This is a genomic window from Microcoleus sp. S13C4 (assembly GCF_036700865.1).
Taxonomy (GTDB): domain Bacteria; phylum Cyanobacteriota; class Cyanobacteriia; order Cyanobacteriales; family Microcoleaceae; genus Microcoleus.
The window spans coordinates 100,282-127,112 of sequence record NZ_JAUBPS010000008.1 but is presented as its reverse complement, the minus strand read 5'-3'; the positions used below and the strand labels follow the sequence as shown (position 1 = coordinate 127,112).

Below are 26,831 nucleotides of genomic sequence, written 5' to 3'. Positions count from 1 at the left end.
ACTGTTCATTTAAGGAGTGAATAGGTTTTTATTTTTCACCCTCATTCTCTCCTTAACGGTGGCTCTAGTTTTTCTTGGACCACCGTTCTCATCTTTAGTTAGTCTAAACTACAGTAAATTATCCCCTCAGCATTAGGTTAAAGCTGCACGTATAGCTCTAGAATCGTATCATATTAAATCCCGTAGATCGTCCTGGTAATATCCAGTAAATCGTCAACAATCACGGACGGTGCCACGGTAATTGAAAGAATTAATGCGTTAATCTGTGTTTATCTGCCCTCATCTGCGGTTAAAAAAAGAGAACTTATTAACCGCAGATGACAATGAATTAACGCTGATTCACGCAGAGGTCGAGAATAGAAATACGAATAATTCCGCTTTTAACAGATTTAATATCAAAGTTATAAATTTTCATATTTCTGAGCTTAGTAACTTTACACGTACAAATCTAACCAATCGTTGAAGCCGATCGCGCAAAGGTTGTTTGTGAGAGCAAATGGTTGTCTGTCACATTTTAGCTTAACCAATCAAACCGTTAGCGAAGCCCTCGTAGGCGATCGCACTTTTTACCAACTCCTGAGCATTCAACCCACTTGCCGAACCCCATTAAGAAACTCCGTCCTTGCCTCAATCCTTGAAGGCATTAAAACGCAACGCACCAGCAATTCTAAATCCAATTCCGGCAGCAACTCACTTCTTGAAACTTGCTCATAATTATCCTCCCGCAACCCATACACAGCCAACTGATTATTTTCCCAAAACCAGACTTCAGGAATGCGAAGTCGCAGATATTTAGCTAGTTTATTTGTGCTACCGCTAGTCATCGTTACTTCCAAGGCTAAATCGGGATGCTCTTTTCTTGAACCTATGTAATAAGACTCGTCAGGTTCAAATGATACATCTCTTGCGCGGTCTCTGCGAGTTGCACTCCCTACAGGAATATATTCAATTCCCATTTCACAAAAGTAGAGTTGTAGCAAAAAATTAAGAAGACAACTGATTGTCTCATGTGCTTCACCCAGTGTCATAAACTCGATCCACCCATCAAGATAAGTTATCCGCAAACCCGGAGAGTCGGCCATCAAAGATTCCATCGCCTCCAATTGCTCCCAAGTATAATAACCGGGGAGAATCAATCGCTGTTCTGCAAGCGTACCTATTTCTTCTAAAAGTTGGGCAGTCACAGGTATCACCATCCTATTTTAAATATTACTAGCCCCTACCCAGCACCAACCAGGCAGGGGCATTCACTCACATTCTAACTTAATGAACTAGCTCGATCGCCCTTTTAGTCAACGCCTCAGCAGTCAACCCATTAAACGCCATCAATTGACCAGCACTAGCAGTAGTTTCCCCGCGCTTCCAAGCGAAAGTATCCCGCTTGCAATTGCTGCGTAGCATCACAGGTTCCAACATCCCAGAAGCACCACCTGTCACGCCAATCAAGGCATCTCCGCCAAACATTTCGGCAAATTTCTCATCGCTCAAAAAGCCGCCGTCAGCTTCCGAACAAGTATCCCAAGCAACGTCTGTTGGGCGGTACAAACGCCGGGGATTCACAACAGAAACAATCCGCACTCCAATCCCTTCTGTTTCCAAAAATGCCGCCGCTTCAAACACTGGCATTAACGTCATGTCGCCGACAACAGCAAACACAACTTTCTTGCTCCCCCCTTGATTGTGGGGAGCTTGCGGGGAATCGACTTCGTGCAGCACAATCGCACCGTCTTGCAAACCTTGGCGAGTCTGTTCAAAAGTAGTGCGAATTGGCAGCGGCGACTTACTTGCAGTAATCACAACTCCCTTATTTTTAGCAGTCAAAGCCCACTCGTAACAAGCTTGAATGCTGTTAGCATCCGGTGGAAACAAAGGAAACACATTTCCGTTCCGCATCATCGCGGCAAAATAAGCCTCAATTTCCGGCCGCTGGTGCGTCCAACCGTTGCGGCCTTGCTCCAATGCACCCGCTGTAAATAAGGTGACAGTTGCCGGAGTTGGACGGCGCAATTCTGCCATTGCTTGGGTTACAGTTTGCCAAATTGGTAAACCGTTGATGGCAAAAGATTCGTAGGAACACCACAAACTCCGCGCTCCGAATAGCGATAAACCTACGGCTAAACCTGCGCAAGCATCTTCGCTCAAAGGTTCGTAAACTTGACCGTTTGGCGATTGATTGTATAGGTCATCTGTCGTCGGGTGAATAATCTTGAGAGCTTGGTTGATATTGGCAATTGCCGATGCTTCATTGCCGTCAGCATTAGTGACCAGAAAAGTATGATCGCGCTCGCCGACTTTCCCTACCAAAACCCCCATTGCTGTTGTCGAAATCTTCGGTTCTCCGCCCACCCCAAATTCTTCTAAAGGCAATTCGCCTAAATCGGCCAGCGGCAATGTAAACTCAGTAACAACTGTTTTCGCCGCCGGCCCGCCGCCCGCGCGCTCGCAATTTGTCCGCACCAACTGCCAAGCATCAGCAGTCAAAGCGCGCTCTTTTAAAGCACTGATAATGTGCGGAGCATCAAGCGTATCTTTCGGATAAAGGTTGTGAGATTTTGCGCCGCGCGCGTGCACGCCGGCACCTTTCAACTGTTTGATAATAAACACAGTTAATTTTCCGCCGAGAGCAGATTTTGCCGCTTTGTCAACTCCTTGTAAAACAGCTTTGGTAAATGCCATGCGCTGTTCGAGCGAAAAAGCAGTGCTGTCAACATAATCTTCGGGTTGATTTTTATCGTCAAATTCCTTAGCATCAACTAAGATAACTTCTTCAAAACCGTTGCCTTGCCAATAAGCAATCATTTCAGCATTAGTTTTAGTCGAAACCATGCTGTGATGTTCCTGAGAATATCCGTTCCAAACCAACACAGGCAAAAAGTTAGTAACGCTGGGATAAGCAGTGTGGAAATGCCCCATGCTGCTCATCGGATAGGGTTCGCCCATGCCGCCGTCGCCGATTGTGAAAGCAAACAGTTTTTCGCGGTGCAAAAGCGCTCCAGCCATTGCGAAATGCTGCCCTTGTCCGAGGGGGCCCGCCGGTGCTAAAAGGCCGGGAATGAAACCGGAAAGATGTCCTAATAAACCGTCTTTTTCTCGGAATTTATCGCGCACTTGCTGCACGTTAACAATTCCCATATCCTCCAAAGATCGATCGAGAAACATGGCACTGTAAAAGCCGGGGGCGTGATGACCGACTTCGGTGACAATGTTCTTGTGTCCGAGCATTACGAGTGCTGCATAAGCCTCAGCTTGGCTAGCAAAACCCCCCGGATGTCCCGATGCCTTGCTGGCGGTAACTTGCAGCGTCAGGTAGCGCAGGGCGTCTGCTCCCAGCATCGTTTGAAAGACGGCGACGGGATCGGCAGGATCGGCGATCGACTTGCTCCCCTCGGCGATCGCAGGTGCTTTCCCATAAGTCTCAAAACCAGGGACTGTTTCAGCAAAATATTGAATGCCTTCGCAAAAAGCGGGCGTTGCTGACGTTGCCTGCGGGGTAGTTGCTGTCATGCTTGATACCTAAAAAATTTGAATTGGATTAATGTAAGAGTAATTTTATAGCTTCCGTGTTCCAAAAAATCATGAGTTCTATTATGTCAGTGATAAATAAGTAAAATATCTCAATTTTTAAGCTAATAAGTAGTTATTTGAGAACCCCGACTTTTTTAATAAGTCGGGGTTCTGTGTTTACCCATTACTAATCCATCTCAAATCCCAAATCTAAAATTGTTCCAGCCGTTCCCGGACATCGATATAAAGCACAGTACCGCTTTCAGAAAGAGAAGGCACAGCCTTTTGATTCCCCAGCCAAACAAAAAAACTGCTAAGTGCAGGAGTGGGATCTTGATCGCGGCGCAGCGTGTAGATCAAACCTTCGCAAGGCCCATTAACGCGGCTAGTCGTGCAAATCGCTTTCTGGTTATTTACAATACCCACAGTCACATAATTTAGCTGTTTATTGCGGTTATAATTCTCAAGGCGTTGAGTCACTTGTTGGCAGCGAGTTAGAGGATCGTAGCCCGAACTAGAAAAGAAATTAGAATTCCAGCGAATCCAAGGCTCCCTGAACCCTTGCGGATTTTGATACACAGTCACCGGCTCGCCCGTCGAGGTATCGCACACAAATCCTCCATAACCCAGATTCGGTTGGTTTTGACCAGAGTCGCTGCTGATAGAAAGAGTGCTGAGAATATCAAATCCGTTATGGTTATTTTGTGATAGCAATTCCCTAAAAGCATCGATCGGGATTGCCGCGTTCAACCCCGTTTTTATCTCCTCAATCTGACCGTTCCATTGACTCCTAATTGTGCCAACAGTATCCCCCTGGCCGTGAATTCCTACCACCCTGCCATCAGCATCAAATACAGGCCCGCCGCTCATCCCGCGCCTGGTTACAGCTTGGTAGCGAAGACGATACCCAGATGAGGCGTTGCCCAAGCGAGAAGAGATGATACCAGCAGTAAACTCAAGTTTTCGTTCAAATCCCGAAATTGGCAGCGGATAGCCAGAAACGTAAATAGCAGAACCGACAACAGCACGTTCTGACTCGCCCATTGGTGCTACTGGATACTGTTCTCGGCTTTGAAACTGTATCAAAGCCAAGTCTATATCCCTGTCCTTTTTGGGTAGGCGCTGTATTCTAATCGCAGCATAGTCCTTCTCCAAATGAGTGCGAATGCTGTATTTTTGAGCGAGGCTTGCCACCACATGATTAGCTGTCAGAACTGTGTAAATATTACCCTGTTTGGCAATAATTACTCCCGATCCACTAGAAAAAAAACCCAGCGTATTGTTGACTTCCACAGTTGTCAATGTCGCTAGCTGGGCAATTTCTTCGGCTGTTTTGGCACAGGCAGCATATGGTTGGCTGACAACGGCCGTCACTGTTAATGCACCTGTCAAGATGATTGTCAGCGCGTCAAACCGCAAACTCCACACATTCATCGATAACTCCCTAGATGAAACGAGGCGAACTGCAAATATATACTGATCGGAATCCCCCAACTGGATTTAACCATTTTCTCCGATAATTCCGCTGTTGGTTCACTTCGATCTTCAAAAGCATAAACGCCCAAATTTGGATCTCGATACTTGCCCCTACAGTTAATCCCAACCAAGAAACCTTTGGCATTAAAAATCGGGTCGCCTCTCATACCGATTTTAACCTCATTTGTATAGCCCAAGCTATAACCTTGAGGCAAAGATTTGGGTAGCAGCAGCGAAAAGAAGCCCGCGTCACCGCCAAAGCCCCAACCTCAGCACCCGCAGGAAAGCCGACTGCCAACACTGGCTGAGACACCGCTCCGGGTTCAATGGTGAATGGTGCTATTTTATACTCGATCGCGCTACGAAACTGAACGATCGCCAGATCGATATTGCCCAGCAGCCTCAGAACTCCTAGCAGTGGGTGGAGGAGGCCGTCGTCGGTGACAAGTCCGATCGTCACAACGTGCTAGTTAGTAAGCACCCTATAGGTTTGGCCCTGCTGCAGGACGATCGTCCCCGAACCCAAAGATTTCCCCGTCTGGAGGCGTACCGCTGTTTGACGCGCCAAGTTTTCCACATCCACCCTTGGAATTGGTGACGGAATGGAAAATTTTTCCCTCTTTAAGGCTGTCCGGACGGCGGGGAAAAAGAGGGCTGTTGCGCCTCATCATCCATGTTTTCCCCTAGCTTTTCGCTGACATCAATGTAAGGAATTTTACTGGTTTCATCAAAAGACGGCATCCCGACATATCCTTGCCGCCAAGCCAACAAATTATACAAAGAGCCGATCGGGTCTTGGCCGGGTCTGAGGGTATAAATCAAATTTTGACACAGCCCATTGACTTGATTCGCCGTGCAGATGACGTTCTGGCCGTTCATCTGGCCCGCAGTAATATACTTGAGCACCCGTTGGCGACGATAGGTTTCGAGGCGTTGACTCACTAATTGACACCGAGTTGCCGGATCATAGCCAGAACCGGAGAAATAATCGGAAGTCCACTCAATCCAAGGCTCTACGGCACCTTTAGGGTTTTTGTACACCGTCACCGGCGCACCGGTCGAGGTGTTACACCAAAATCCACTTTCCCCCGTTACTCGCCGACCGTAACTCGGTCCAGAAGCAACCGACAGGCCGCTGAGGGCGATCGCTGTTGCCGCCAAAACTTTTGTCAATAATTGCTGTTTCATGATGTGTTCACTCTTTTTTATGGGATTCGGGACAAAAATCACTAAATGCTGCCATAACACCCTTGACGCGCCAGTTCGTTACAGATCCGCTGACTTGGGAATTATGTTTTTCGCGACTTGACCAGAAACCAGGTTTTTTTACGAAAACACTTCGTTGCAGCCCTTATGCCTGGTTAAAAAACCCGGTTTTTTTGCTCTTGATGCGTAAGTTTTGATATTGTTCGCGACTTGCACGTTCCCTCTAACCGCGATTTCGGCGCTGTTAAAAAAGCGCTCCGAAGCCGAGCTTAAAATGCGCGCGCAAGTCGGAATTCTGTCCTCATTACTACTAATCAAACTCAGGCTTTTACCAACGGGAAAGAGGCTTTTCACCTCAGACCTTGGAAGGGATCGAGTTGCAACGGTACATCACACCACTGACAAGGTATTTGATATCACTTACGAGCTGGGTCGCAAGCTTGATCTGCTGAGACAGGTAGACTGCTGGGTCTGGGTACTGAGGGGTAAAACCCCTCTTACCTGATCTAACACTAAAATCCACGTATTAACAAGAACTCTTAACTTGTTTTCATCTCCGTACTGGGGGAAATACTTCTAAGTGAGTGTAATCAGGGTCTAAGTGCTTTCTACCACCAAAATTCACCCTCCATACACTGACGTTTAGTAAAGTATTAAAAACTATGAACCGTATCTGCAAACAGTTAGGATATTTAGGCGTTTGGTTAATTTTGATGGGCGGTAGCAGTTGTTCTAGCTCAGATGCCGCTACCTCAACCGAAAACCAGAGTCAACTCTCCCGAAGCGCCCATCAGTTTCAACAGCTACAGCTAACGGGAAATCAAATTGAGGCTCGATCGAGTCAATTAACGCAGCCTTCTAACTTTGTTGCCTCAGTTTTAGGCAGTGCTGCCCTCTCAGAAAATACTGCCACCGTTACGGTTTATAAAGTAGATAATTTGTGTCAAACTCTAAAGCCGGAAACAGTTACAGGACCAAAGAACCAGTTAATGTCATCGGCGGTTAATGAAGTGTTAAAGCAGCAGATTTTCGATAGTCTTGGTTTGGCTGGTTATCGCCTCAAGATCGATCGCGACCTCGGAATAGCTACCGTGGATCTGCGAGCCTCCGGAAATTCGCGGCAGAAATTGCAAAATCTGTCCAGTTGTCAGATGTTAGGTTTGTTCGGGGGCGTGCGCCAAACTTTAACCAGTTATGCTCCTTGGCAAATCAAAACTGTTCGTTTTACCGAGCTTGGAGAGGATATTTTGAGCACCGTTCGAGAATAAGCTATTAAAATTATTGGAGAAGGGACTTACGTAATTCTCCCCTTAAAAACAAGGGTTGGGAGGGATTGAACCAACCTTCAAACCCTTTGAGATTTGTTGATACTGCTAAGTCCTGTGACCCAAACCCCGGTAATTCCTATGACACTACCTAACGGCCCCAAAGCTCCACCCCTTGTGCAGCTAATTCAATGGATCGGCGATCCCCTGACATTCATGGATAAATGTGCCAAACAATACGGCGACATTTTCACAGCTCAAGTGAACAACGGGAAACCATTGGTGATGATCCACCACCCCCAAGGTGTCCAGGAGATGCTCAATAGCAGCGCGTTTCACGCTCCAGGCAGCCTGAATAGTATTCTCAAACCGCTCGTGGGAGAACAATCCATGTTTCTCCTCTCAGGAGAAAGGCACAAACGCGAGCGCCAATTATTGATGCCACCCTTTCACGGGGAACGGATGCGGAATTACGGCCAACTAATTTGCGATATTGCTCAAGATGTTGCCAGCAAATGGTCGGTCGATCGACCTTTTGTGGCCCGCAACGCCATGCAGGAAGTCACCATGCGGGTAATCTTGCAAGCTGTCTTCGGGCTCGATGACGGGCCGCGATTGGAAGAGCTCAGGCCCCTACTTGCCTCAGTCCTCGATATGACCAACTCTCCCCTGCGATCGAGTATGCTGTTTTTCGGCTGGATGCAGCAAGATTGGGGCTCTTGGAGTCCTTGGGGACGCATGAAACAGTGGCAGCGGAAAGTTGACGCACTGATCGACGCGGAAATTGAAGAACGCAGACAGCAACCAGACGCCAACCGCACCGACATTCTCAGCTTAATGATGGCCGCGCGCGACGAAAACGGGCAACCAATGACCAATGAAGAATTGCGCGACGAGTTGATGACGCTGCTGGTGGCAGGTCACGAAACCACAGCAACGGCCTTAGCTTGGGCATTTTACTGGATTCACAGTTTGCCCTCGGTGCGCCAGAAGTTGCTGCAAGAATTGGACAGTTTGGGGGAAAATCCCGACCCGATGGAGATTTTCCGCTTACCTTACCTGAGTGCAGTTTGTCAGGAGACCCTGCGAATTTACCCCGTGGCAATGCTGACGTTTTCGCGAGAAGTTCTCAGGCCCGTGGAACTGATGGGATATCAACTCGAACCGGGCACGGTTGTCATCGGCTCGATTTATTTGACCCACAGACGGGAGGATTTGTATCCAGAACCGCTGCAATTTAAACCGGAACGGTTTTTGGAGAGGCAATTCTCGCCTTATGAGTATTTGCCCTTTGGAGGCGGCAGCCGCCGCTGTATCGGCTTGGCGCTGGCGCAGTTGGAGATGAAACTCGTGCTGGCAACCATTTTGCGGAATTTTGACCTTGTATTGGCCGAGAAAAAGCCCGTACAGGCCAAACGCCGAGGGGTGACTTTAGGGCCGGCCGGCGGCGTGCGGATGGCCCTGCTGGGGCGGCGGATGTCGCAGCAGAAGCGTGAACCTGTTGCTACTGGGGTTTAAAGTCGCAGCAGTTGCAGGGGGCGATCGAACTTTCTGCTTTGAGTGCCCACCATTTAGGGAGAAGGTGCGATCGTCCGCAAATGCCACCATTTTTTGTAGCACCCGCTACAGATAAACAGCTAGAATCCTTAACCTGTAACCCTCGCCCTCTCTCACTTTTCAAATTTTCAGTCTAAAATGATATGAACCTTGCAAACACAGCCTGAAAGCAAAAGTGGGTGATTGCAATAGTCCTCTTGATATTTCAAAAGCCTGCCTGCCATACTTTAAAAACATATGCATACCCTGTTATTCAGCAAGGTCGGAAGCGTGTTGGCATTGCCAGCAATCTTCCGGCCTCTTTATTTTTTGGGCTACTTGAGGCATTGGGGACAAGATGCAGAAGGCAAAGCAAAAGTACAAATTCTCCCCCTGTCCTCGTCTCCCCCTTTCCCCAATCTAGAGCTTCTGCCTCTAATTCCAATAGAATCCGACAGCAAGTTTAAGGAATCACTAAGGAATAATTAATAACTTGTTAAATTATCTCCTTCTGCCCTTCTCTCAATCTTCGGTTTTCAGAAATTCCGATACCGAGACAGACTTCGGGAGACTCTCCAGATCTTGAATTTCGCTTTCGTGGGCAAAAAACTCGACTTCTTTGTCGTCAATCTGGATCTGATAGCTAGCGGTAGCTGTCACAACCCGTCGCTTTTTTTTATCTTCTATTAAAACCCAACACACGACAGGTCTTACCCATCTCTCAACGTGCTGGCTTTGCTTCGTACTCCCAAAGGCATACCAGCCTTTAGCTTCAATAATTTGAAGCACTTTAAAATCGTTATTTGCCATATATTTCTATCGCGTTAACTTCAGTATTCTTCTTAGATAGAACGGCTAGCTTGCTAAGCAGGGCAAAGGTTTGGCAATCCCAAGCCGCACTAGATAACCTGATTTTTAGTCAGGAGAAGCGGGTTGGCCGGGCCTTGTCTGCGTTGTGGCCTGCTAAATGTATTGCGAGCTTTTTGTACTCTCCCACAATTACCGTAAAGTATCTATGCCGCATCCTCAAAAATTATTCTCGCATTAACCTCAACCGCAGCAAACTCGACCTTAGCTAGCGGCATCTAAGTGGATACCAACGGCCTCTAACGCCTGGTTGGTGAGAGTGATCGGCATACAATCTTGTTAAGACTTTTTGCTGCAATCAACCATCATCTTTACCCGATGGGGTAAAACTTAACTAGAGGTTGCCGCTTTCAATTCTAAGCCTCGGCGCGCCTAATTCCTAATTAATTGTATGGTGTAGTTGATAATTGCCAAACCGTCGATCGCACTAAACTACCGTGTCTGACTCTTCGATTACCGTCACCGTTAAACTGTTCGCCGCCTTCGGTGAAGCCTACGGCGTTTCGGAACTTACATTAGAACTTCCTCCCGAAACCCCAGTGTCTCAAGTGCTAGAAAGCTCGATCGCCCAATATCCTCAATTAGAACAATGGCGCGATCGCACCCGCTTCGGCGTCAACATGGAATTCGTCTCCGCCGACACCATCCTCCAAGACGGCGACGAAGTTGTACTCATCCCCCCCGTCAGCGGCGGCTAGGCTAAGTTGGTTAATCAAAAATTCGAGGTTTTGTAGTTGTGTTCGATCGCACGACTGCCCAATTCTTAGCCCAAAAAAGATTTATTAAGTTTTGTAACAATTCCGTCGGCAAATCATCCTTGAGTTCGATAGGGCTCGCGTGCGGGCCTGACAATCGGGATTCCCAGCCAGATCCTGAAAACAAGCCAAATCCTTGTGGGGTGGGCGTCTCGCCCGCCCAAATATCAAAGTTAAATACACCACTGTTTAACTGAAAAGTAACTGAAAAATTAATCCCGACTAAAAAAGTCGGGTATAGTTGACGGGCTAAATTGACCGTGCTAATCTTGCACAAGACTAAGAAAACATCGCAAAACTAGAGAGTTGAGCTATGACCCAGGCCACCAGAACCCAATCCACAGCAGCAACCTTCACAGCCCTTAAATGTAAAGAATGCGGTGAAGAGTACGAACTCCAAGCCAAGCACGTCTGCGATTGCTGTTTTGGCCCGCTTGAAGTCAAGTACGACTACGACGCCATCCGCCGCAGCGTCACTCGCCAAACCATCCAAGCCGGCCCCAACTCAATCTGGCGCTACCGCGCATTTTTACCAGTCGCTACAGATAACGTCATCGATGTCGGCACTGGGATGACTCCTCTATTAAAATCCCACCGCTTGGCGCGCCGCCTCGGTCTAAAAAATCTTTATATTAAAAACGATGCCGTCAATATGCCCACTCTCAGCTTTAAAGACAGAGTGGTGTCAGTCGCCCTCAGCAGAGCGAGAGAATTGGGTTTCACAACGGTATCCTGTGCCAGCACCGGCAATTTAGCTAACTCTACGGCTGCGATCGCCGCCCACGCCGGACTCGACTGCGTAGTGTTCATCCCCTCCGACTTAGAAGCAGGCAAAGTCCTCGGCACTCTGATTTACAATCCAACTGTCATGGCAGTTCACGGCAACTACGACCAAGTTAACCGTCTCTGTTGCGAAGTCGCCAATACACATGGCTGGGGATTTGTCAATATCAACTTGCGTCCCTACTATTCCGAAGGCTCAAAAACCCTCGGCTATGAAGTTGCCGAACAGCTAGGCTGGCAATTGCCCGATCACATCGTCGCCCCCCTCGCATCCGGCTCTTTGTTCACAAAGATTTACAAAGGCTTTAATGAATTCATCGAAGTCGGTTTAGTGGACGAAAAGAAAGTCCGATTCAGCGGCGCCCAAGCGGACGGCTGTTCCCCCATCGCCCAAGCATTCCGCGAAGACCGCGATTTCGTCAAACCGGTGAAACCGAATACAATTGCTAAGTCGATCGCGATCGGCAATCCAGCCGATGGTATGTACGCCTTGGAAATCGCCCGCAAAACCAACGGCAACATTGAATCCGTCAGCGACACCGAAATCATCGAAGGCATGAAACTGCTAGCAGAAACAGAAGGCATCTTCACTGAAACCGCAGGCGGCACAACAATCGCAGTATTGAAGAAACTCGTAGAAGCAGGTAAAATCAATCCCGATGAAACCACCGTCGTTTACATCACCGGCAACGGTTTGAAAACGCAAGAAGCCGTTCAAGGCTACATCGGCGAACCCATCACCCTCGAACCGAAACTAGAAGCGTTCGAGCGCGCCCTAGAACGCGCCCGCACGCTCGAACGCTTAGAATGGCAACAAGTTTCGGTTTAACAGCTATTAGTCAGTAGGCGGTAGTCATTAGTCATTGGTTGTTAAGCTGTTGACTGATGATTACTGACTGATCACTGATGACTAATGACTGAGGACTAATAACTAATAAATGACTACTGACTAAGGACTAAAAAAATGACCGTCAAAGTTTTAATTCCCACTCCCCTGCAAAAATTTACCAACAATCAAGCCACTATCGAATGCGCCGGCGATAACATTTCCGAACTAATTGAATCGCTGGAAACAAATTGTCCCGGCATCAAAAAAAGCCTGTGCGACGAAAAGGGAGAACCCCGCAGATTTCTCAACTTCTACGTCAACAGCGAAGACATCCGCTTTTTGGATGGCTCAAAAACAGCCCTCCAAGATGGTGATGAAGTTAGCATTGTTCCAGCAGTTGCTGGTGGCTGATTTTGCAACCGCAGATGGTGGCAGATAAACGCAAAGGAACGCAGATAGAATTAATTACTATCTGCGTTCCTTTGCGTTTATCTGCGGTTAAAAAGTATTCCCTCACTTAGTGAGGAAATCTATTTATGAAATCAAATCTAGGCTTGTAGTTGCGTTTGGGTATCCAAGCGCAACTACAAACCTAAAACTCATTTCTTTGTTCGCAGTGCGTTAGGGAAGTATCGCACTAGGAAGCTGCCCTTGCAGCAGTCCGGGGACGGCGCCGTCCTGTCACCTGATTGGCAGGAGATGGCAAGGATGGCGATGGCAAGGATGGCGATGCCGATGATGGCGAGGATAATAGCTTAGGTGCTTCCAGGGAACCTGGAGATACTGCTGCTTTTTCTGATCGCACTGCTTCTTCAGGAATTTGCATCAGGAATACCAGCATTGGATTGCTTTGCAGTTCGCGGCGCATTACCCGCTGAATTGCTTTTTCTATTTGGGTTTGCACTCCTACCCAGTCAATGTCAACTTGTGAGTCTGAAGTGGCGGGTTTGACAAATTCTGACCAGCGATCGCTCAAAACTGTTTCAATGGTTTGAGTGATTAATTGGATCACCTCCGCGCGATCGGCTGAGGTCACTACACCTTTCAAGTGAACTTCTGGTTTGGCAACTAATTTGCCTTCCCAATTCAAAGCCGCCGCTACAGTTACAACGCCATCTCCGGCCAACTGCTGACGTTCCTTGAGGACGTTCGCTTTGACAACACCCGATCGAGAAGCATCTACCAATTCAATTCCTGAAGGCACTTTACCGCTCACTCGCATCGAATTTTCAGTTAATTCTACGACATCGCCGTTGTCAATAACCACCATATTGCTAGCGGGAATGCCCATGCTTTGAGCCGTCTTGGAGTGCTGGATCAGCATCCGGTGTTCCCCGTGCACTGGCAAGAAGAACTTAGGACGAGTCATGTTAATCATTAACTTTTGGTCTTCTTGACAACCGTGACCCGAAACGTGAATGCCTTTGTCGCGGCCGTAAACCACGTGTGCTCCCAGCATCATCAGTTTATCGATCGTGTTTACCACTGCGATCGTATTTCCCGGAATCGGATTAGCTGAGAAAATGACTGTATCGCCCTTTCTGATTTTCAGTTCGTGATGTTCGCCGTTCGCAATGCGAGTCATCGCCGCCATCGGTTCGCCTTGGGAACCTGTAGTTAAAATCAGCACCTTGTCTTCAGCCAAATTGCGGATTTCTTTCAGCGGTTTGAAAATACTATCTTCGCATTTGATGTAGCCGAGATTGCGGCAGTGAGCGATGACGTTAAGCATCGACCGGCCAACCACTCCGACATACCGATTGTTTTTCTTAGCCAAGTCCAAAACAATTTGCAATCGGTGTACCGACGAAGCAAAAGTCGTCAGCAGCACTCTTCCCGGTGCTTGAGCGATAATTCTGTCTAAATTCGGCGCCACAGAACTTTCCGAAGCGGTAAAACCGGGAACTTCCGAGTTAGTAGAATCGCTGATCAAGCACAGCACGCCTTTCTCGCCGTACTCCGCTAGCTTTTGCAAATCAAAATGCTCGCCGTCTACAGGAGTGTGGTCAATTTTAAAGTCTCCGGTGTGGATCACAATTCCCACAGGAGTGTGAATTGCCACCGTAAAACTGTCGGCCATCGAGTGAGTGTTGCGAATGTATTCGACTAAGAAATTCTTGCCAATTCTGACAGTATCCCTGGGTCGAACCGTTCTCAATTCAGTGCGGTGAGACACTCCGGCTTCTTCGAGTTTTCCGGCTAGCAAAGCCATCGCCAAACGCGGGCCGTAGATGACCGGAATTTCAAATTGTTTGAGGTGGTAAGGAATTCCCCCGATGTGGTCTTCGTGACCGTGAGTCACGATCATACCTTTAATTTTGTGGCTGTTTTCCCGCAGGTAAGTCATGTCTGGGAGGACAATATTTACCCCGTGCATTCCATCTGTCGGGAACGCTAAACCGGCATCTAAAAGAATGATTTCGTCGCCGTACTCGAACACACAAGTGTTTTTACCGATTTCGTGCAGCCCGCCGAGGGGAATAACTTTTAGAGCAGATGCAGTTGTATTTTTGATCATGCGTATCCTTTGTTAGTTATTTTTGTTATGGGTCTGTGGTCTTTGGTCTGTGGTCTGTCGTCTTTCGTCTACTGTTCGTTGGTAGGGCGATCTTTTTCCAAATATTTATGGAAAAATCCCTGGCGGGTTTTACTATCCCGTACAGTCAGTTGTCTTGGGCCTTCATTCTTCTATCTTCAGTCTTTAATCCTTGACTGTTAGCTATTTACTAACACTTAATTACTAATGACTGATGACTCAGAACTAATGACTGATAACAACCAATATTCAGTTGTCTGAAAACTCGTTCTCGCCTCTCTAGATAGCTGATACTGCTGCTAGCTGACTCAGTACGTCCTTTAACTTTTGAGTTACCTCAACGGGCGGATCGCACAGGGGCGGACGGGTGGAGCCTACATCCCAGCCTTGAAGTTTGAGAGCTGTCTTGACGAGAATGGGATTTGTGGTGAGAAAAAGAGCTTTAAACAGGTCAAAAAGTTGCAAGTGAATCTGGGTAGCGACTTGAACTTGACCGGCCTCGAAAGCTTTGATCATCTGTTGCAGTTGCTCTCCTACCAGATGGCTGGCTACGCTAACTACACCAGATCCTCCTACCGCCAACATTGGCAAAGTTAGGGAATCATCTCCAGAATAGATGGCAAATTCAGGGGATGTCAAGCAGCGAATTTGACTTGCTTGATCCAAGTTGCCACTTGCTTCTTTTACGGCCACAATGTTGGGGATTTCTGCCAATCGAGCCACCGTCTCCGGCAACATATTCTGACCAGTGCGACCGGGGATGTTATATAACATTATAGGCAATTCTGGAGCAGATTGCGCGATCGCCCGAAAATGATTATATAAACCTTCTTGCGGGGGTTTGTTGTAATAAGGAACCACCTGCAAACAGCCGTCTAACCCGAGTTTAGCTGCTTTTTGGGTAGCTGCGACTGCTTCTGAAGTAGAATTCGATCCGGCTCCTGCGATTACCAACGCCTTACCGACCACCGCCTTTTGTACCACCTGAAATAATTCGTACTCTTCATCCCAGGTCATAGTGGGAGACTCGCCAGTAGTGCCACACACTACCAAGCTATCTGTACCGCGATCGGCTAAATGAACTGCCAATTGTTCTGCTACCGCATAGTTAACGCTGCCGTCTTCCTTAAACGGCGTAATCATTGCAGTCAGAACCCGTCCAAACTTTACCACACTTTCTCCGATTTTAGACTGTTGATTTTTGATTTTAAATTTTTGATTTCAGATGAAAGGTTTATCTAAAATCCCCAATTTCACTTTACCAGTTGCCCGAATTTCCGCTAATTAGAAGCCACCGCCGCTTGGGTTCGCAACAAATTTTTTTCCACCAGCAACTCAGCTATCTGCACCGCATTTAAAGCCGCCCCTTTGCGAATTTGATCGCCCGACAGCCACATCTCCAACCCGCAGGGGTGAGAAATATCTTGGCGAATCCTGCCAACTAACACCTCATCCTTACCGCTGGCTTCTGCAGGCATCGGGAAATAATTAGCTTGCCAGTCTTCTACCAGCTTAACCCCGCTTGCCTGCTTTAAGATTTCCCTTGCCTCGATCGCGCTAAAAGGCTCTGCAAACTCTAGATTAATCGCTTCCGAATGAGCGCGGAGTACGGGAACCCGCACGCAAGTTGCCGTAATTTTAATCTCGTCCGTACCAAATATCTTCCGAGTTTCGTTTACCATTTTCATCTCTTCTTCACAATACCCCAAATCATTAATCGGGGTGTTGTGCGGAAACAAATTAAATGCTAAGGGGTAGGGAAATATATCTGTTTGGGGTGTTTCCCCCGCCAAAATTGCTCTTGCTTGAGCTTTCATTTCCTCCATTGCCCTTGCCCCCGCCCCGCTGGCAGACTGGTAAGTCGCTACCACGATGCGCTGTATAGGCCTAACTTTGTGAAGTGGCCAAACGGCAACTGCCATCAAAATAGTCGTGCAGTTGGGATTAGCAATTATACCTCGGTGAGCTGCGGCCGCTTGGGGATTGACTTCGGGAACCACTAGCGGTACGTTCGCATCCATGCGGAAAGCGCTAGAATTGTCAATGACCACTGCTCCGGCTGCCACCGCTTGCGCAGCCCATAACTTAGAAGTAGAGCCGCCTGCCGAAGCGAGCACCAAATCTACATTATCAAACGATCGCGCCGACACTGCTTCGACCGGCAGCATCTCACCGCCAAAAGGCAAAGTTGTGCCTGCTGAACGTTCCGAAGCCAGCAGCTTCAAGTTAGAAATCGGAAAACTCCTGCTGTGCAAGAGTTCTAGCAACTCGGCACCGACTGCGCCGGTAGCTCCTAAAATGGCAACTCGATAGGATTGAGACAAATTAGTTTCCTCCACAAATTAAAGTCTAAAAGATCGAAATCAAAAATTTAAATAACTGCAATTCTCAATATCAAACTTAATTAATGTTATGCCATATCAGGAGCATGAGAGGATAGCAATGGTGCAGTTAACCTAAAAGGGCGATCAAACTTCCCAATTGATCCGTGCGATCGTACCCCATGCCAGTTTAGCATCTTTTGCCGTTAGCGAAGCCCTCGAAGAGGATCGCCCGCGCCCAATCCGCATCCGGTTAAGTTTTGCGATATATCTGCATTTTCGCAGGCGCATCCATTGACTTTGACTGGCCGCAGAGGCCGGCAAGATTGACATCACAGGGCGATATGTGCTATGGTGCATCGGCAATTAGTGGACTTAACCTCCACATTCCTAGCAGCAAAAGCTAGTATCCTCAAACCAAAACTATTTGGCAAGAGCCAAAAAAGTAGCCGGCAATGACTTACAGTCTCATCCGGTAAAGGTGTTGTAGTTGTGCCGTTACGACTCAAAACGTACAAAATTAAAATGCAGGCAAAGTCAGATTTGTATGTATTTTATTACACTATTGTTAAATATCAAAAAAGCCGATGAAAGTAACCCAGGAAAAACTTCCAGCTAGCCAAATTGGTCTGGAAATCGAAGTACCGTCAGAAAAGTCAAAACAAGCTTACGAGCAAGTAATTAAACAATTTGCTCGCGAGGTTAATATTCCTGGGTTCCGCAAAGGCAAAGTTCCCCGTCAAGTTTTGCTACAGCGCCTAGGCCAGACTCGTTTGAAGGCGACGGCTTTGGAAAATTTGATTAATGATTCCCTGCAAAAAGCCCTCGAACAAGAAAAAATTGCTGCAATTGGCAGTTTTGAACTTCGCACCGAGTTTGAAGAATTACTAGCTAAGTTCGATCCAGAACAGCCTCTGATTTTTTCAGCGAAGGTTGACGTACAACCCGAAGTGAAACTGGGTCAGTACACAGGTTTGCAGCTTCAAGCAGAAGAAGCTAAGTATGATGAGGCTCAGGTAGATGAGGTACTGGCAAAATATCGATCGGACAAAGCTACTTTAATCCCCGTAGAAGGCCGGCCGGCTCAGTTGGGAGACACGGCTTTGGTTGATTTCTCTGGTAGATTTGCCGAAGCAGCAGAAGGCGAAACTCCTGCAGAAATTCCTGGCGGTCAAGCAGAAGACTTTCAAGTAGAATTATCGGAAAATCAGTTTGTATCGGGCTTTATCCAAGGCATGATCGGGATGAATCCGGGAGAAACTAGAGAAGTTTCCGTGCAGTTCCCAGATGAGTATAGCAGTGAAGAACTAGCAGGAAAACCGGCAGTATTTACGATTACTCTCAAAGAACTTAAGGAAAAAGAATTGCCGGAGTTGGACGACGACTTCGCGCAAGAAGTCAGCGAGTTTGAAACTTTAGCAGAACTGCGCGAATCGCTGGAAACTCGGTTTAAAGCCGACAAAGAAAACCAGACATCAGCTAATAAGGAAAAAGCTATATCAGCAGCCCTCGTGCAGCTAATAGAAGTGGAAATTCCCGAAACAATGGTCGATCGCGAAATCGATTATTTGTTGAATCAACAAGCCGTCCAATTGAAAAATTACGGCATAGATATCAACCAACTCTTTACCGAAGAAAATATGGGCCCGATGCGCGAACGCTCGCGCCCGGAAGCAGTCGAGCGCCTCAAGCAGAATTTAGCTCTGGCAGAAGTAGCCAAGCTGGAATCCTTATCTGTTGAACCAGCAGAAGTAGCAGCAGAAGTAGCAAAAATCAGAAAGCAGTTTCCTAAAGGAGATTTTGACCCCCAAAGGTTGCAGGAATTTGTAGCAGAAGACTTGCTCAAACAAAAAACCTTGAAATGGTTGGAAGAAAAAGGGACAATCGAACTCCTACCTGAAGGCTCTCTGACTCCAGCAGCAGAAGAATCAGAAGAATCGGACGCTGAAGATTCAGCAGAAGCAGCCACGAGCGTTGAAGTGGAAGTTGTAGGCGAAGAATAGAACTTAATGTGTTCAAATGCCCTAATTGGGGGCATGAAATCAACCGTGATTTTAACGGCGCACCTGATCCTTAACTACAAGCTCTGGGTGCGCCTGATCCTTACTAAAAGCTCGGGGTGTCCACTAGAAGCAGCGATGATTTACAAGTGAGTATTTTAACTCATTCACCCCGCGAGCCTTACGAGTCACTCCAGCGTTGCGCCGAACACAGAAAGCAATCTCAAAACTCAAAACTCCGCATTCCCCCGATATCCGTTCAGAAGAGGCATAATAGTTAAAAGCTGGCGGCTTAATTTAAAGCTTTCATCAGCAGCAGCAAATTGTCTAGAATCCTTGACTGGTGTCTTATGGTTGTATCTCAATCTTCCAATTACCTAATTACTAGCTATAACGATTTTGATGTCAGTTCCAGCCCCAGCAATGTAGTGCCGATGGTACTAGAACAGTCGGGAATGGGCGAGCGGGCTTTTGACATTTACTCGCGCTTGCTGCGGGAGCGAATTGTGTTTTTAGGAACTCCCGTAACCGACGAAGTTGCTGACTCAATAGTGGCTCAGCTATTGTATCTAGATGCCGAAGACCCAGAAAAAGATGTCCAAATGTACATTAATTCCCCCGGCGGCTCGGTAACGGCCGGCATGGCAATTTATGACACAATGCAGCAAATCCGCCCGGATGTGGTGACGATTTGTTACGGTTTGGCAGCGAGTATGGGCGCATTTCTACTGACAGCAGGAGCCCACGGTAAGCGGATGTCTCTTCCGAGTTCCCGAATTATGATTCACCAGCCGCTTGGAGGCGCTCAAGGTCAAGCAGTGGATATTGAGATTCAAGCCAAAGAAATCCTTTATCATAAGCGTAAGCTGAATCAACTGCTAGCGCACCACACAGGTCAACCGATCGACAAATTAGAGGCTGATACAGAGCGCGACTTTTTTATGTCAGCCGAGGAAGCCAAAAATTACGGTTTGGTCGATCGAGTTATCGAAAAGGAAAACCTTCCGACGGCGGGAGAGAATGTCACTGCACTGAATTAAGAGGCTGTTATGTCTAAGTACGACTCCCATCTAAAATGTTCGTTTTGTGGCAAGTCTCAAGAGCAAGTACGCAAGTTGATCGCAGGCCCAGGGGTGTATATCTGCGACGAATGCGTTGACTTGTGCAATGAAATTTTAGATGAGGAGTTGTTTGACTCCAGTGCAGTGCCGGCAGCGGCGGTGGCTCCGAAGCAGGAAACGACGCAAAAGCGCCGCGCTACCTCGGGCAAAAGTATGTCGATGAGCCAAATTCCGAAGCCGAGGGAAATTAAAAATTACCTCGACGAGAACGCGATCGGCCAAGATGAGGCGAAAAAGGTGTTGTCGGTGGCAGTTTACAACCATTACAAGCGCCTGAGCTTTATCCATGCAAAAAATAGCGGCAAGCACCCACCGGAAGAAGTAGAACTGCAAAAATCGAATATTTTGTTAATCGGGCCGACTGGTTGCGGCAAAACTCTGCTGGCTCAGACTTTGGCCGATATGCTAGACGTGCCGTTTGCGGTGGCTGACGCGACGACGCTCACGGAAGCGGGCTATGTCGGGGAAGATGTGGAAAATATTTTGCTGCGGCTGCTGCAAGTGGCAGATATGGACGTGGAAGAGGCGCAGCGCGGAATTATTTATATTGATGAAATTGACAAAATTGCTCGCAAGAGCGAAAATCCTTCGATTACGCGGGATGTGTCGGGTGAAGGCGTGCAACAGGCGCTGCTGAAAATGCTTGAAGGGACGATCGCCAATGTACCTCCTCAAGGCGGCCGCAAGCATCCCTATCAAGACTGCATCCAAATTGATACCAGCAATATCATGTTTATTTGCGGCGGCGCTTTTGTCGGTCTAGAGAAAGTGATAGAGCAGAGAACGGGTAAAAAGTCAATGGGTTTTATTCAGCCCGGAGAAGCTCAGCCGAAGGAAAAGCGGGCTGCTGATGTACTCAAGCAACTGGAACCGGATGATTTGGTGAAGTTTGGGATGATTCCTGAGTTTATTGGGCGGGTGCCGGTGGCGGCGGTGTTAGAGCCGCTGGATGAGGAAACGCTGATGGCGATTTTGACTGAGCCGCGCAATGCTTTGGTTAAGCAGTATCAAAAGCTGCTGAAGATGGATAATGTGCAGTTGGACTTTAAGCCGGATGCGATTCGGGCGATCGCCCAGGAAGCATACCGCCGCAAAACTGGAGCGCGCGCGCTGCGGGGAATTGTCGAAGAATTGATGTTGGATGTGATGTACGAGTTGCCGTCACGCAAGGATGTCGCCCGGTGTACGATTACTAAGGAAATGGTCGAGAAGCGATCGACCGCCGAGTTGTTGGTACTTCCGTCTTCCCTACCCAAGCCAGAGTCAGCTTAAAAGTTTCACATTGTCAATAAGTTTCCGGTAGCCTCGGAATTAATATTACCCACAATCAGGACACAGCAGTGGCGTTTCCCTACAATTAATCGGGGTAGGGAAACGGCACTGCCGTGTCCTCCGTTTATATCATGTCGGTGTTACCGGATTTGGTATTATTCCCAATTCCCATTTACCAATCTATAAAATCATCCTCACCTAACTCAGAAGATAACTCGGACAAATCCGGTTCAGATTCCAATCTAAAAGTTTCCGACTCCCAAATCTCCAAGTCATCCGACAAATCGACTACTTCTCCGTCAAACATATCAGCCAATTGCCTAGCCGTATTCGCGACATATTGAGCGTCATCACGCACCGCTATAGCCTGAGCGTTAAAGTTATTCTGAGAGTCTGTAGAACCGTTTGTGGGCGATCGCGATTCGGAAATTGCCGGCACATTAACGGCGGTATTTTCAGCCGCTAGCGGGTGTTTTTGTTCTTCTCTACCCTTGCCCAAAAAATCATCTGTAATCTCAGAAGCCGCCGAGTTCTGCACCTGTTGGCCCGCATCATCCGCAGGATGAGAATTCCTGGGATTTTCGCCAACACGTCCGTTAGAAGTAGGCACATCCTTGGCGCGAGAACTATTACTTTCAGCGGGATTTGTCAAGCCCACTTTTACTGTTACTCGACGGTTAAAAATTTGCAAAAAAGCTTCTTCAATATTAGCTACTTTGTCTTTAACCATATTGAGCAACGGCTGGGAACTAATCTTAACATGAGCTGTATTATTGCTAAAAATTACTAGCTGTCCATGTTGGCGAAGCAGCGATTGAGTTCCATGCGGTCGCACCCGCTCAAGTACCTGTTCCCACACTCGATTTAAATCGATTTCATCGGCTGAATTAGTCGGTGAATAATTTGTTGGATTCGTTTCAGCAGTTGGTACAGGTGCAGGAATCGCAGCAGGAGGTGTGCTTTCTATTCGATTAGCTACAGGCTGCGAAGTCGGTGGAGGATTTTGCGAATTGGCAGCGGGAGGCGCTTCGATATTAGATGTCTGGCTCCCCCCCTTAGCAAGGGGGGGTTGGGGGGGGTGAATTTGTGATGGAGCAATATTTTTAGCTGGTTCGGCTGTTGCTTGTGGCTGAGTTTTAATTGCTGAGGGCAGCAATCCCAACAGCGTTACTTCCAGCCACAAACGCGGCTGAGTAGTGTTTTTAATTTGCACTTCGTGGGTTTGCAAATGTTTCTGACCTGCTAAAATTAACTCGGCCTCCCAAGTGCGGGCAAAATCCCCCAGTTTTTCCCAAGTTGCAGATGTTAAAGCTACTAAATCTGACCGTTTCGGGGCAGCTTTGGCTATTAGCAAATCTCGGTAAAAGCTCGCGAGACTTTGCAGCACGATTAGCGGTTCTCGACCGCGATCCATGAGGTGGCGGGTCATGTCTATTAGTGCTGTAGCGTTATCTGTATCAATAGCTTGCAGCAACTCCATTAAGTCATTTTCGGGGACTGCCCCGACTAAATCCCAAACTTTTTCGACTGTTACTTCACCCGGGAATAAGCTTAGTTGGTCGAGCAAACTTTCGGCATCTCGCAGACCACCTTGGGCGATTTGAGCGACCATTTGTACTGCATCGCTGGCAATATTGATATTTTCTAATTGAGCAATTTTGTGCAAATGAGCAATCATTGCATCGAGGGGGATGCGGCGGAAGTCGAACTTTTGGCAACGAGAAATAATAGTTGGTAATACTCTTTGTGGGTCGGTTGTGGCGAGGACGAATACAACGCGATCGGGCGGTTCTTCTAATGTTTTTAATAAGGCATTAAATGCCTGGGTACTGAGCATATGAACTTCGTCTATTACATATACTTTATAGCGGCACTGTACGGGGGAAAATTGAGCTCGTTCGATCAAATCCCGAATGTTATCTACTCCCGTGTTGCTGGCGGCGTCAATTTCGATGACATCTAGCGTCGAACCTCGGGCAATTTCTTGGCAAACGTTGCATTTGCCACAGGGTGTCGGGGTAGGGGCAACCGTAGAAATACAGTTGAGGGATTTGGCGAAAATTCTGGCACTGGAGGTTTTACCGGTGCCTCTGGGGCCGGTGAATAGATATGCTGGTGCTATGCGCTCTTGTAGGATGGCGCTGGTGAGGGTTTGGGCGATCGCCTCTTGACCGACTAATTCGGCAAAAGTCTGAGGGCGATATTTGTGGTGCAGGGGTTCGTAGGTCACGATCGAATATTGGTGGTATTAGCTGTAATCTTAGCTAAGGAGACGTTGTTCGATCGCAAAGAGAGCTTGACTCTCACACCAAGCCGCCCGGTGGGCTGGCAGGGCGGGAGTGACCCAACAGTAGGAATTATCACTCTCCCAACGTCCGCCCCTCGATCGTCGGGGCGATCGGCTGTTCTCCTTGATTTTTTCCACTGCTGGCTCCCAGAGTTACTATTAATTTATGTGTATTTCTTTTTATTTTGCTAGAAACGGAGACCGCCGAACCAACATTTTTTAGCTATATTGGTATAATCTATTACAGACAATTCACCATTTCTATTGGCCAGTTCCAGCGCGCGATTTTCCGATATTTCGGAAACCTGCTTGCAGTTAAAGATAAAGTATTAATTAGAGGGTGCGTGTTCCAGTTGCAGAAATCCAGTTGTACCAAGATGATGGTGGAATGATGTCAATGTTGGTTGATCCAGTTGCACTACCAGCTCTACTCTGGAGTCCTGTATAAATATAGCGTCAAATTTTACCCTTTAAAAGCCCATGTCAACCCAAATAATCCTTGTAGAACCAAGGTTGGCAGTAGCCTCTCCCAAACCTAAAAAGGCTAAACCCGGAGATCCGTCCTCAGACCAACTCTTAATAGGAGGGGCGGGATTACTGTTGTTATTGCTTATCGGTTTAGCGGTGTTTACCAAGCTAAAACTCGACGATTTGAATAAAAAGCTCAAATTTGAGGAGTTTAGAAATCGAGAACTCCAGAAAAAATACAAAATGGCTCTGGAAACCATGTCAAAGATGGAAAAGAATCCCGACCTTATCCACTCGCGAGACTTTAATTTAGACTACCTGAGAATGCGGATGGCGGAAGAAGTCTTTCACTTTGCCATTGTGAACCAGATCAAGGTAAAAGTTAAAGAAAAAATTAGTATTGCCCTGCGTCCCACCCAGGGTGCAGTGGGAGATAAAAACGGGAATGCTGGCAGCGGCAGGCAAGTGGATTCGATGTTTGATATCGAATACGAAACTGGCGATCCGGCGGTAAAAATAGAAAAACGTGTGCTGTTTCGGATTCAAATTAAGCTGATGAAACTGCCGACTCAGGCAACATCAGCAACAATTAATCAAATTATTGACTGTTTGGAAACTTATCTGAGTCCTTCAGACGACCACGACAGTTGGCAGCCGACAATTCAAGGTCGCATCGTTCATATTGAGTGGGATCAAAAAGCCAAGCCGACGCCGATGTTGGTGCTGGAACAGTCGAATGAAGGGGTGAATGTTACCTTTAGGACTACGAGAACGCCTGCCGGCAGACCTGCAAATGTCAATGATAGCCAATTGGTAGGATCTAAGGGTCAAAAAAGTAGCAAAAGTAGTTCTAAAACTCCTGCCAAAGGTGGGACAAAAAGTCCTGCTAAGGTAGGAGGAAAGCGTCCCGTTTCTCGGAAATAAGTGTAGGTGGATTAATATTATTTTCCCGAAATAACGCCAGTTGCCACCGTTGTTGATGTGTCTTGTGCGAGGTAGCCGTATTCCATGTGAATAATGCGATCGGCTATGTCTAAAATGCGGTTGTCGTGGGTTGCAAGCAAAATAGTGCAGTGCTGTTCTTTTGCCAAACCTCGCATAATTTCTACCACCTCTCGACCTGATTTACTGTCTAGTGCTGCTGTGGGTTCGTCTGCTAATACTAATTTCGGCTGGCTGACTAATGCCCGGGCGATCGCAACTCTTTGTTTCTGTCCGCCCGAAAGACTGTCGGGGTAATAATCTATTCTTTCTCCCAAGCCTACAGCTTCCAGCATTTCCTCTATTTTATCATTAGTTTCTTGGGGAGAAAGATGACTGTGCAGTTCTAAAGACATTTGCACATTTTGCCTAGCACTCAAGCATTTGAGCAAATTGTGAGCGAGGATTGCTTGGAGCCGATCGCGTATCGAGAACTGCTACGATCTGTCCTTGAATAACTCGATCGCCCTCTTCCACCTGCAACAGTTCAATTCTTGCTCCCTCCGACGCAGAAGGGGCCGACAATTTGATAACTTCCCCCTGGGGAGTCAACCTATTCAAAGCTGTAACGCTGCTGCGGGTGGAGGCGGGAGTTGCAGCAGCCGTTGCAGCCGCCGCCTTTAACTCTTCGGCTTTTCTAAGTTGAGATACTTGCCAAAAACCGACTCCTGTGGTGACGACAGTGGCAGCGATCGCTAAACCGATGATTCCTCGTCCTGGGGGTTTTAAAAATGATTTATCCTTAACCCGTGATTCCTTTACCATGACTTATAAAGATAGGTGATTTCCTGATTAAGTTTTTTCCACCTACTCTGAAGTAGTGTAAAGTGATTTCCGCTATTTAGGAATATCAAAAAGTACCTCGGTCATGTAATGTTCGGCCCAATCTTTACCGAAAGCTTTTTCGAGTATGCGACGGGTTTTGTCGTTTTGCTGCTGCTGGGTGCAGTAGTAAATTTGAGCGTCGAGAATTGTCGATTCTTGGGCGGCAGAGACTGGTTGGGAAGCGACAGCCTGTTTGCAGTGAATTTCAACGTAGGATTCAACTATGTCCAGAAATCTGCTTTCTTCTTCGATCGACTCTGGTCGCACAAACAGGCAAAATTCTGAGAAAATATCCCCCCATTCGGGAATTTGGCGGGGACAAGAAAATTGCTTGATTGGCAAAATTTCCAGTTGGGTTCGGTAGGTTTCCGACAAAGTTCGATCGGGATTGAGGGGAGAAAGGTCTGCGATCGCGGCGCTAACTTGGCCTTTGCCTGCTACGATATCCGTACCGAACATGGGCAAAGCGTAATTCGGTCTGGGAAACATCACGCAGTGCAGGATATCCAGCATTGGCCCGACTTTAGCGAGTTCGAGGTGGATTTTGCGGAACTGGGGCGTTTGATAGCAGCGGTTTTCAATGATCAGTTTTTCTCCTTCCAAGCGGCCTTCTACGTATCCCAACTCAGCGGGCAGGTGGTAGGGTTCGAGGTCGAGATAACGGTGCCATACTGCTTCCATCCGATCGGCTAAATCGCGGATGAGATGGTGCTGTTGGTCGCGTAGGGAAGACTTGGATATTTCTAACATTCTTATTTATCGGGGGATAGCTTAATAAAACTTGATTCTACTGTTGCAG

At 47.5% G+C, this 26,831-nt stretch carries 22 protein-coding genes and 1 pseudogene; 9 read left to right on the top strand and 14 right to left on the bottom strand.

The window, feature by feature from the left end:
• Positions 1-584 precede the first annotated feature (584 nt).
• The 5 genes from QT996_RS06135 to QT996_RS06115 form a co-directional block, all read right to left on the bottom strand.
• Positions 585-1,184: a Uma2 family endonuclease gene (locus QT996_RS06135; RefSeq protein WP_333045268.1), complete on the bottom strand. Its 600-nt coding sequence runs from the start codon at positions 1,182-1,184 to the stop codon at positions 585-587.
• Positions 1,185-1,263: 79 nt separating this feature from the next.
• Positions 1,264-3,504: a phosphoketolase gene (locus QT996_RS06130; protein ID WP_333045267.1), complete on the bottom strand. Its 2,241-nt coding sequence runs from the start codon at positions 3,502-3,504 to the stop codon at positions 1,264-1,266.
• Between the two features lie 210 nt (positions 3,505-3,714).
• Positions 3,715-4,938 (bottom strand): COP23 domain-containing protein, encoded by a 1,224-nt coding sequence (locus tag QT996_RS06125; RefSeq protein ID WP_333045266.1) that lies wholly within the window; start codon positions 4,936-4,938, stop codon positions 3,715-3,717.
• Between the two features lie 205 nt (positions 4,939-5,143).
• Complete coding sequence (locus tag QT996_RS06120) at positions 5,144-5,440, bottom strand: hypothetical protein (protein WP_333045265.1); 297 nt, start codon at positions 5,438-5,440, stop codon at positions 5,144-5,146.
• Positions 5,441-5,601: 161 nt separating this feature from the next.
• A complete protein-coding gene (locus QT996_RS06115; RefSeq protein WP_333045264.1) occupies positions 5,602-6,168 on the bottom strand; it encodes a COP23 domain-containing protein in 567 nt (188 codons plus the stop codon).
• 680 nt (positions 6,169-6,848) lie between these two features.
• Between QT996_RS06115 and QT996_RS06110 the strand changes: the two genes are divergently transcribed.
• Together QT996_RS06110 and QT996_RS06105 are read left to right on the top strand one after the other, a co-directional pair.
• Complete coding sequence (locus QT996_RS06110) at positions 6,849-7,454, top strand: hypothetical protein (RefSeq protein WP_333045263.1); 606 nt, start codon at positions 6,849-6,851, stop codon at positions 7,452-7,454.
• Between the two features lie 138 nt (positions 7,455-7,592).
• Positions 7,593-8,969: a cytochrome P450 gene (locus QT996_RS06105; protein ID WP_333045262.1), complete on the top strand. Its 1,377-nt coding sequence runs from the start codon at positions 7,593-7,595 to the stop codon at positions 8,967-8,969.
• A gap of 540 nt (positions 8,970-9,509) precedes the next feature.
• Here QT996_RS06105 and QT996_RS06100 read toward each other — a convergent pair.
• A complete protein-coding gene (locus QT996_RS06100; RefSeq protein WP_006632921.1) occupies positions 9,510-9,797 on the bottom strand; it encodes a hypothetical protein in 288 nt (95 codons plus the stop codon).
• Between the two features lie 494 nt (positions 9,798-10,291).
• Between QT996_RS06100 and QT996_RS06095 the strand changes: the two genes are divergently transcribed.
• The 3 genes from QT996_RS06095 (at position 10,292) to QT996_RS06085 (ending at position 12,632) form a co-directional block, all read left to right on the top strand.
• Positions 10,292-10,552, top strand: coding sequence for a MoaD/ThiS family protein (locus QT996_RS06095; RefSeq protein ID WP_333045260.1), 261 nt, complete (start codon positions 10,292-10,294; stop codon positions 10,550-10,552).
• A 370-nt stretch (positions 10,553-10,922) separates the two neighbouring features.
• On the top strand, positions 10,923-12,221 hold the full coding sequence (thrC, locus tag QT996_RS06090; RefSeq protein ID WP_333045258.1) for a threonine synthase: 1,299 nt from the start codon (positions 10,923-10,925) through the stop codon (positions 12,219-12,221).
• A 135-nt stretch (positions 12,222-12,356) separates the two neighbouring features.
• Complete coding sequence (locus tag QT996_RS06085; protein WP_006632924.1) at positions 12,357-12,632, top strand: MoaD/ThiS family protein; 276 nt, start codon at positions 12,357-12,359, stop codon at positions 12,630-12,632.
• 226 nt (positions 12,633-12,858) lie between these two features.
• Here the strand turns inward: QT996_RS06085 and QT996_RS06080 are convergent, their stop codons facing one another.
• From QT996_RS06080 to QT996_RS06070, 3 genes are all read right to left on the bottom strand, one after another.
• The gene (locus tag QT996_RS06080; RefSeq protein ID WP_333045257.1) at positions 12,859-14,739 is read right to left on the bottom strand and encodes a ribonuclease J; all 1,881 of its coding nucleotides are present in this window, start codon (positions 14,737-14,739) and stop codon (positions 12,859-12,861) included.
• Positions 14,740-15,036: 297 nt separating this feature from the next.
• Positions 15,037-15,930 carry a 4-hydroxy-tetrahydrodipicolinate synthase gene (gene dapA, locus QT996_RS06075; RefSeq protein WP_333045256.1) on the bottom strand — a complete coding sequence of 298 codons (894 nt, stop codon included), beginning with the start codon at positions 15,928-15,930 and terminating at the stop codon, positions 15,037-15,039.
• A 107-nt stretch (positions 15,931-16,037) separates the two neighbouring features.
• Positions 16,038-17,081, bottom strand: coding sequence for an aspartate-semialdehyde dehydrogenase (locus QT996_RS06070; RefSeq protein ID WP_333045255.1), 1,044 nt, complete (start codon positions 17,079-17,081; stop codon positions 16,038-16,040).
• A 584-nt stretch (positions 17,082-17,665) separates the two neighbouring features.
• On the opposite strand from QT996_RS06070, the gene tig reads away from it, so the two are divergent.
• The 3 genes from tig to clpX all read left to right on the top strand — a co-directional run bounded on the left by tig (position 17,666) and on the right by clpX (position 21,471).
• Positions 17,666-19,081 (top strand): trigger factor, encoded by a 1,416-nt coding sequence (gene tig / locus QT996_RS06065; protein WP_333045254.1) that lies wholly within the window; start codon positions 17,666-17,668, stop codon positions 19,079-19,081.
• 347 nt (positions 19,082-19,428) lie between these two features.
• Positions 19,429-20,118, top strand: coding sequence for an ATP-dependent Clp endopeptidase proteolytic subunit ClpP (gene clpP / locus QT996_RS06060; RefSeq protein WP_333045253.1), 690 nt, complete (start codon positions 19,429-19,431; stop codon positions 20,116-20,118).
• A 9-nt stretch (positions 20,119-20,127) separates the two neighbouring features.
• Positions 20,128-21,471, top strand: a complete 1,344-nt coding sequence (clpX, locus tag QT996_RS06055) for an ATP-dependent protease ATP-binding subunit ClpX (protein ID WP_333045252.1) — start codon at positions 20,128-20,130, stop codon at positions 21,469-21,471.
• Between the two features lie 172 nt (positions 21,472-21,643).
• Here the strand turns inward: clpX and QT996_RS06050 are convergent, their stop codons facing one another.
• Together QT996_RS06050 and QT996_RS06045 are read right to left on the bottom strand one after the other, a co-directional pair.
• Positions 21,644-23,701, bottom strand: a complete 2,058-nt coding sequence (locus tag QT996_RS06050; protein ID WP_333045251.1) for a DNA polymerase III subunit gamma/tau — start codon at positions 23,699-23,701, stop codon at positions 21,644-21,646.
• A 30-nt stretch (positions 23,702-23,731) separates the two neighbouring features.
• Positions 23,732-23,896 (bottom strand): hypothetical protein, encoded by a 165-nt coding sequence (locus QT996_RS06045; protein ID WP_333045249.1) that lies wholly within the window; start codon positions 23,894-23,896, stop codon positions 23,732-23,734.
• A gap of 342 nt (positions 23,897-24,238) precedes the next feature.
• On the opposite strand from QT996_RS06045, the gene QT996_RS06040 reads away from it, so the two are divergent.
• The gene (locus QT996_RS06040) at positions 24,239-25,150 is read left to right on the top strand and encodes a hypothetical protein (RefSeq protein ID WP_333045248.1); all 912 of its coding nucleotides are present in this window, start codon (positions 24,239-24,241) and stop codon (positions 25,148-25,150) included.
• 17 nt (positions 25,151-25,167) lie between these two features.
• Here the strand turns inward: QT996_RS06040 and QT996_RS06035 are convergent.
• The 3 genes and pseudogenes from QT996_RS06035 to QT996_RS06025 form a co-directional block, all read right to left on the bottom strand.
• A pseudogene (locus QT996_RS06035) lies at positions 25,168-25,608 on the bottom strand (ATP-binding cassette domain-containing protein); the annotation flags it as partial.
• Positions 25,577-25,972, bottom strand: a complete 396-nt coding sequence (locus QT996_RS06030; RefSeq protein WP_333045247.1) for a hypothetical protein — start codon at positions 25,970-25,972, stop codon at positions 25,577-25,579. The gene QT996_RS06030 and the pseudogene QT996_RS06035, both read right to left, overlap by 32 nt.
• A gap of 72 nt (positions 25,973-26,044) precedes the next feature.
• Positions 26,045-26,782, bottom strand: a complete 738-nt coding sequence (locus QT996_RS06025) for a phycocyanobilin:ferredoxin oxidoreductase (RefSeq protein WP_333045246.1) — start codon at positions 26,780-26,782, stop codon at positions 26,045-26,047.
• Positions 26,783-26,831: the final 49 nt, after the last annotated feature.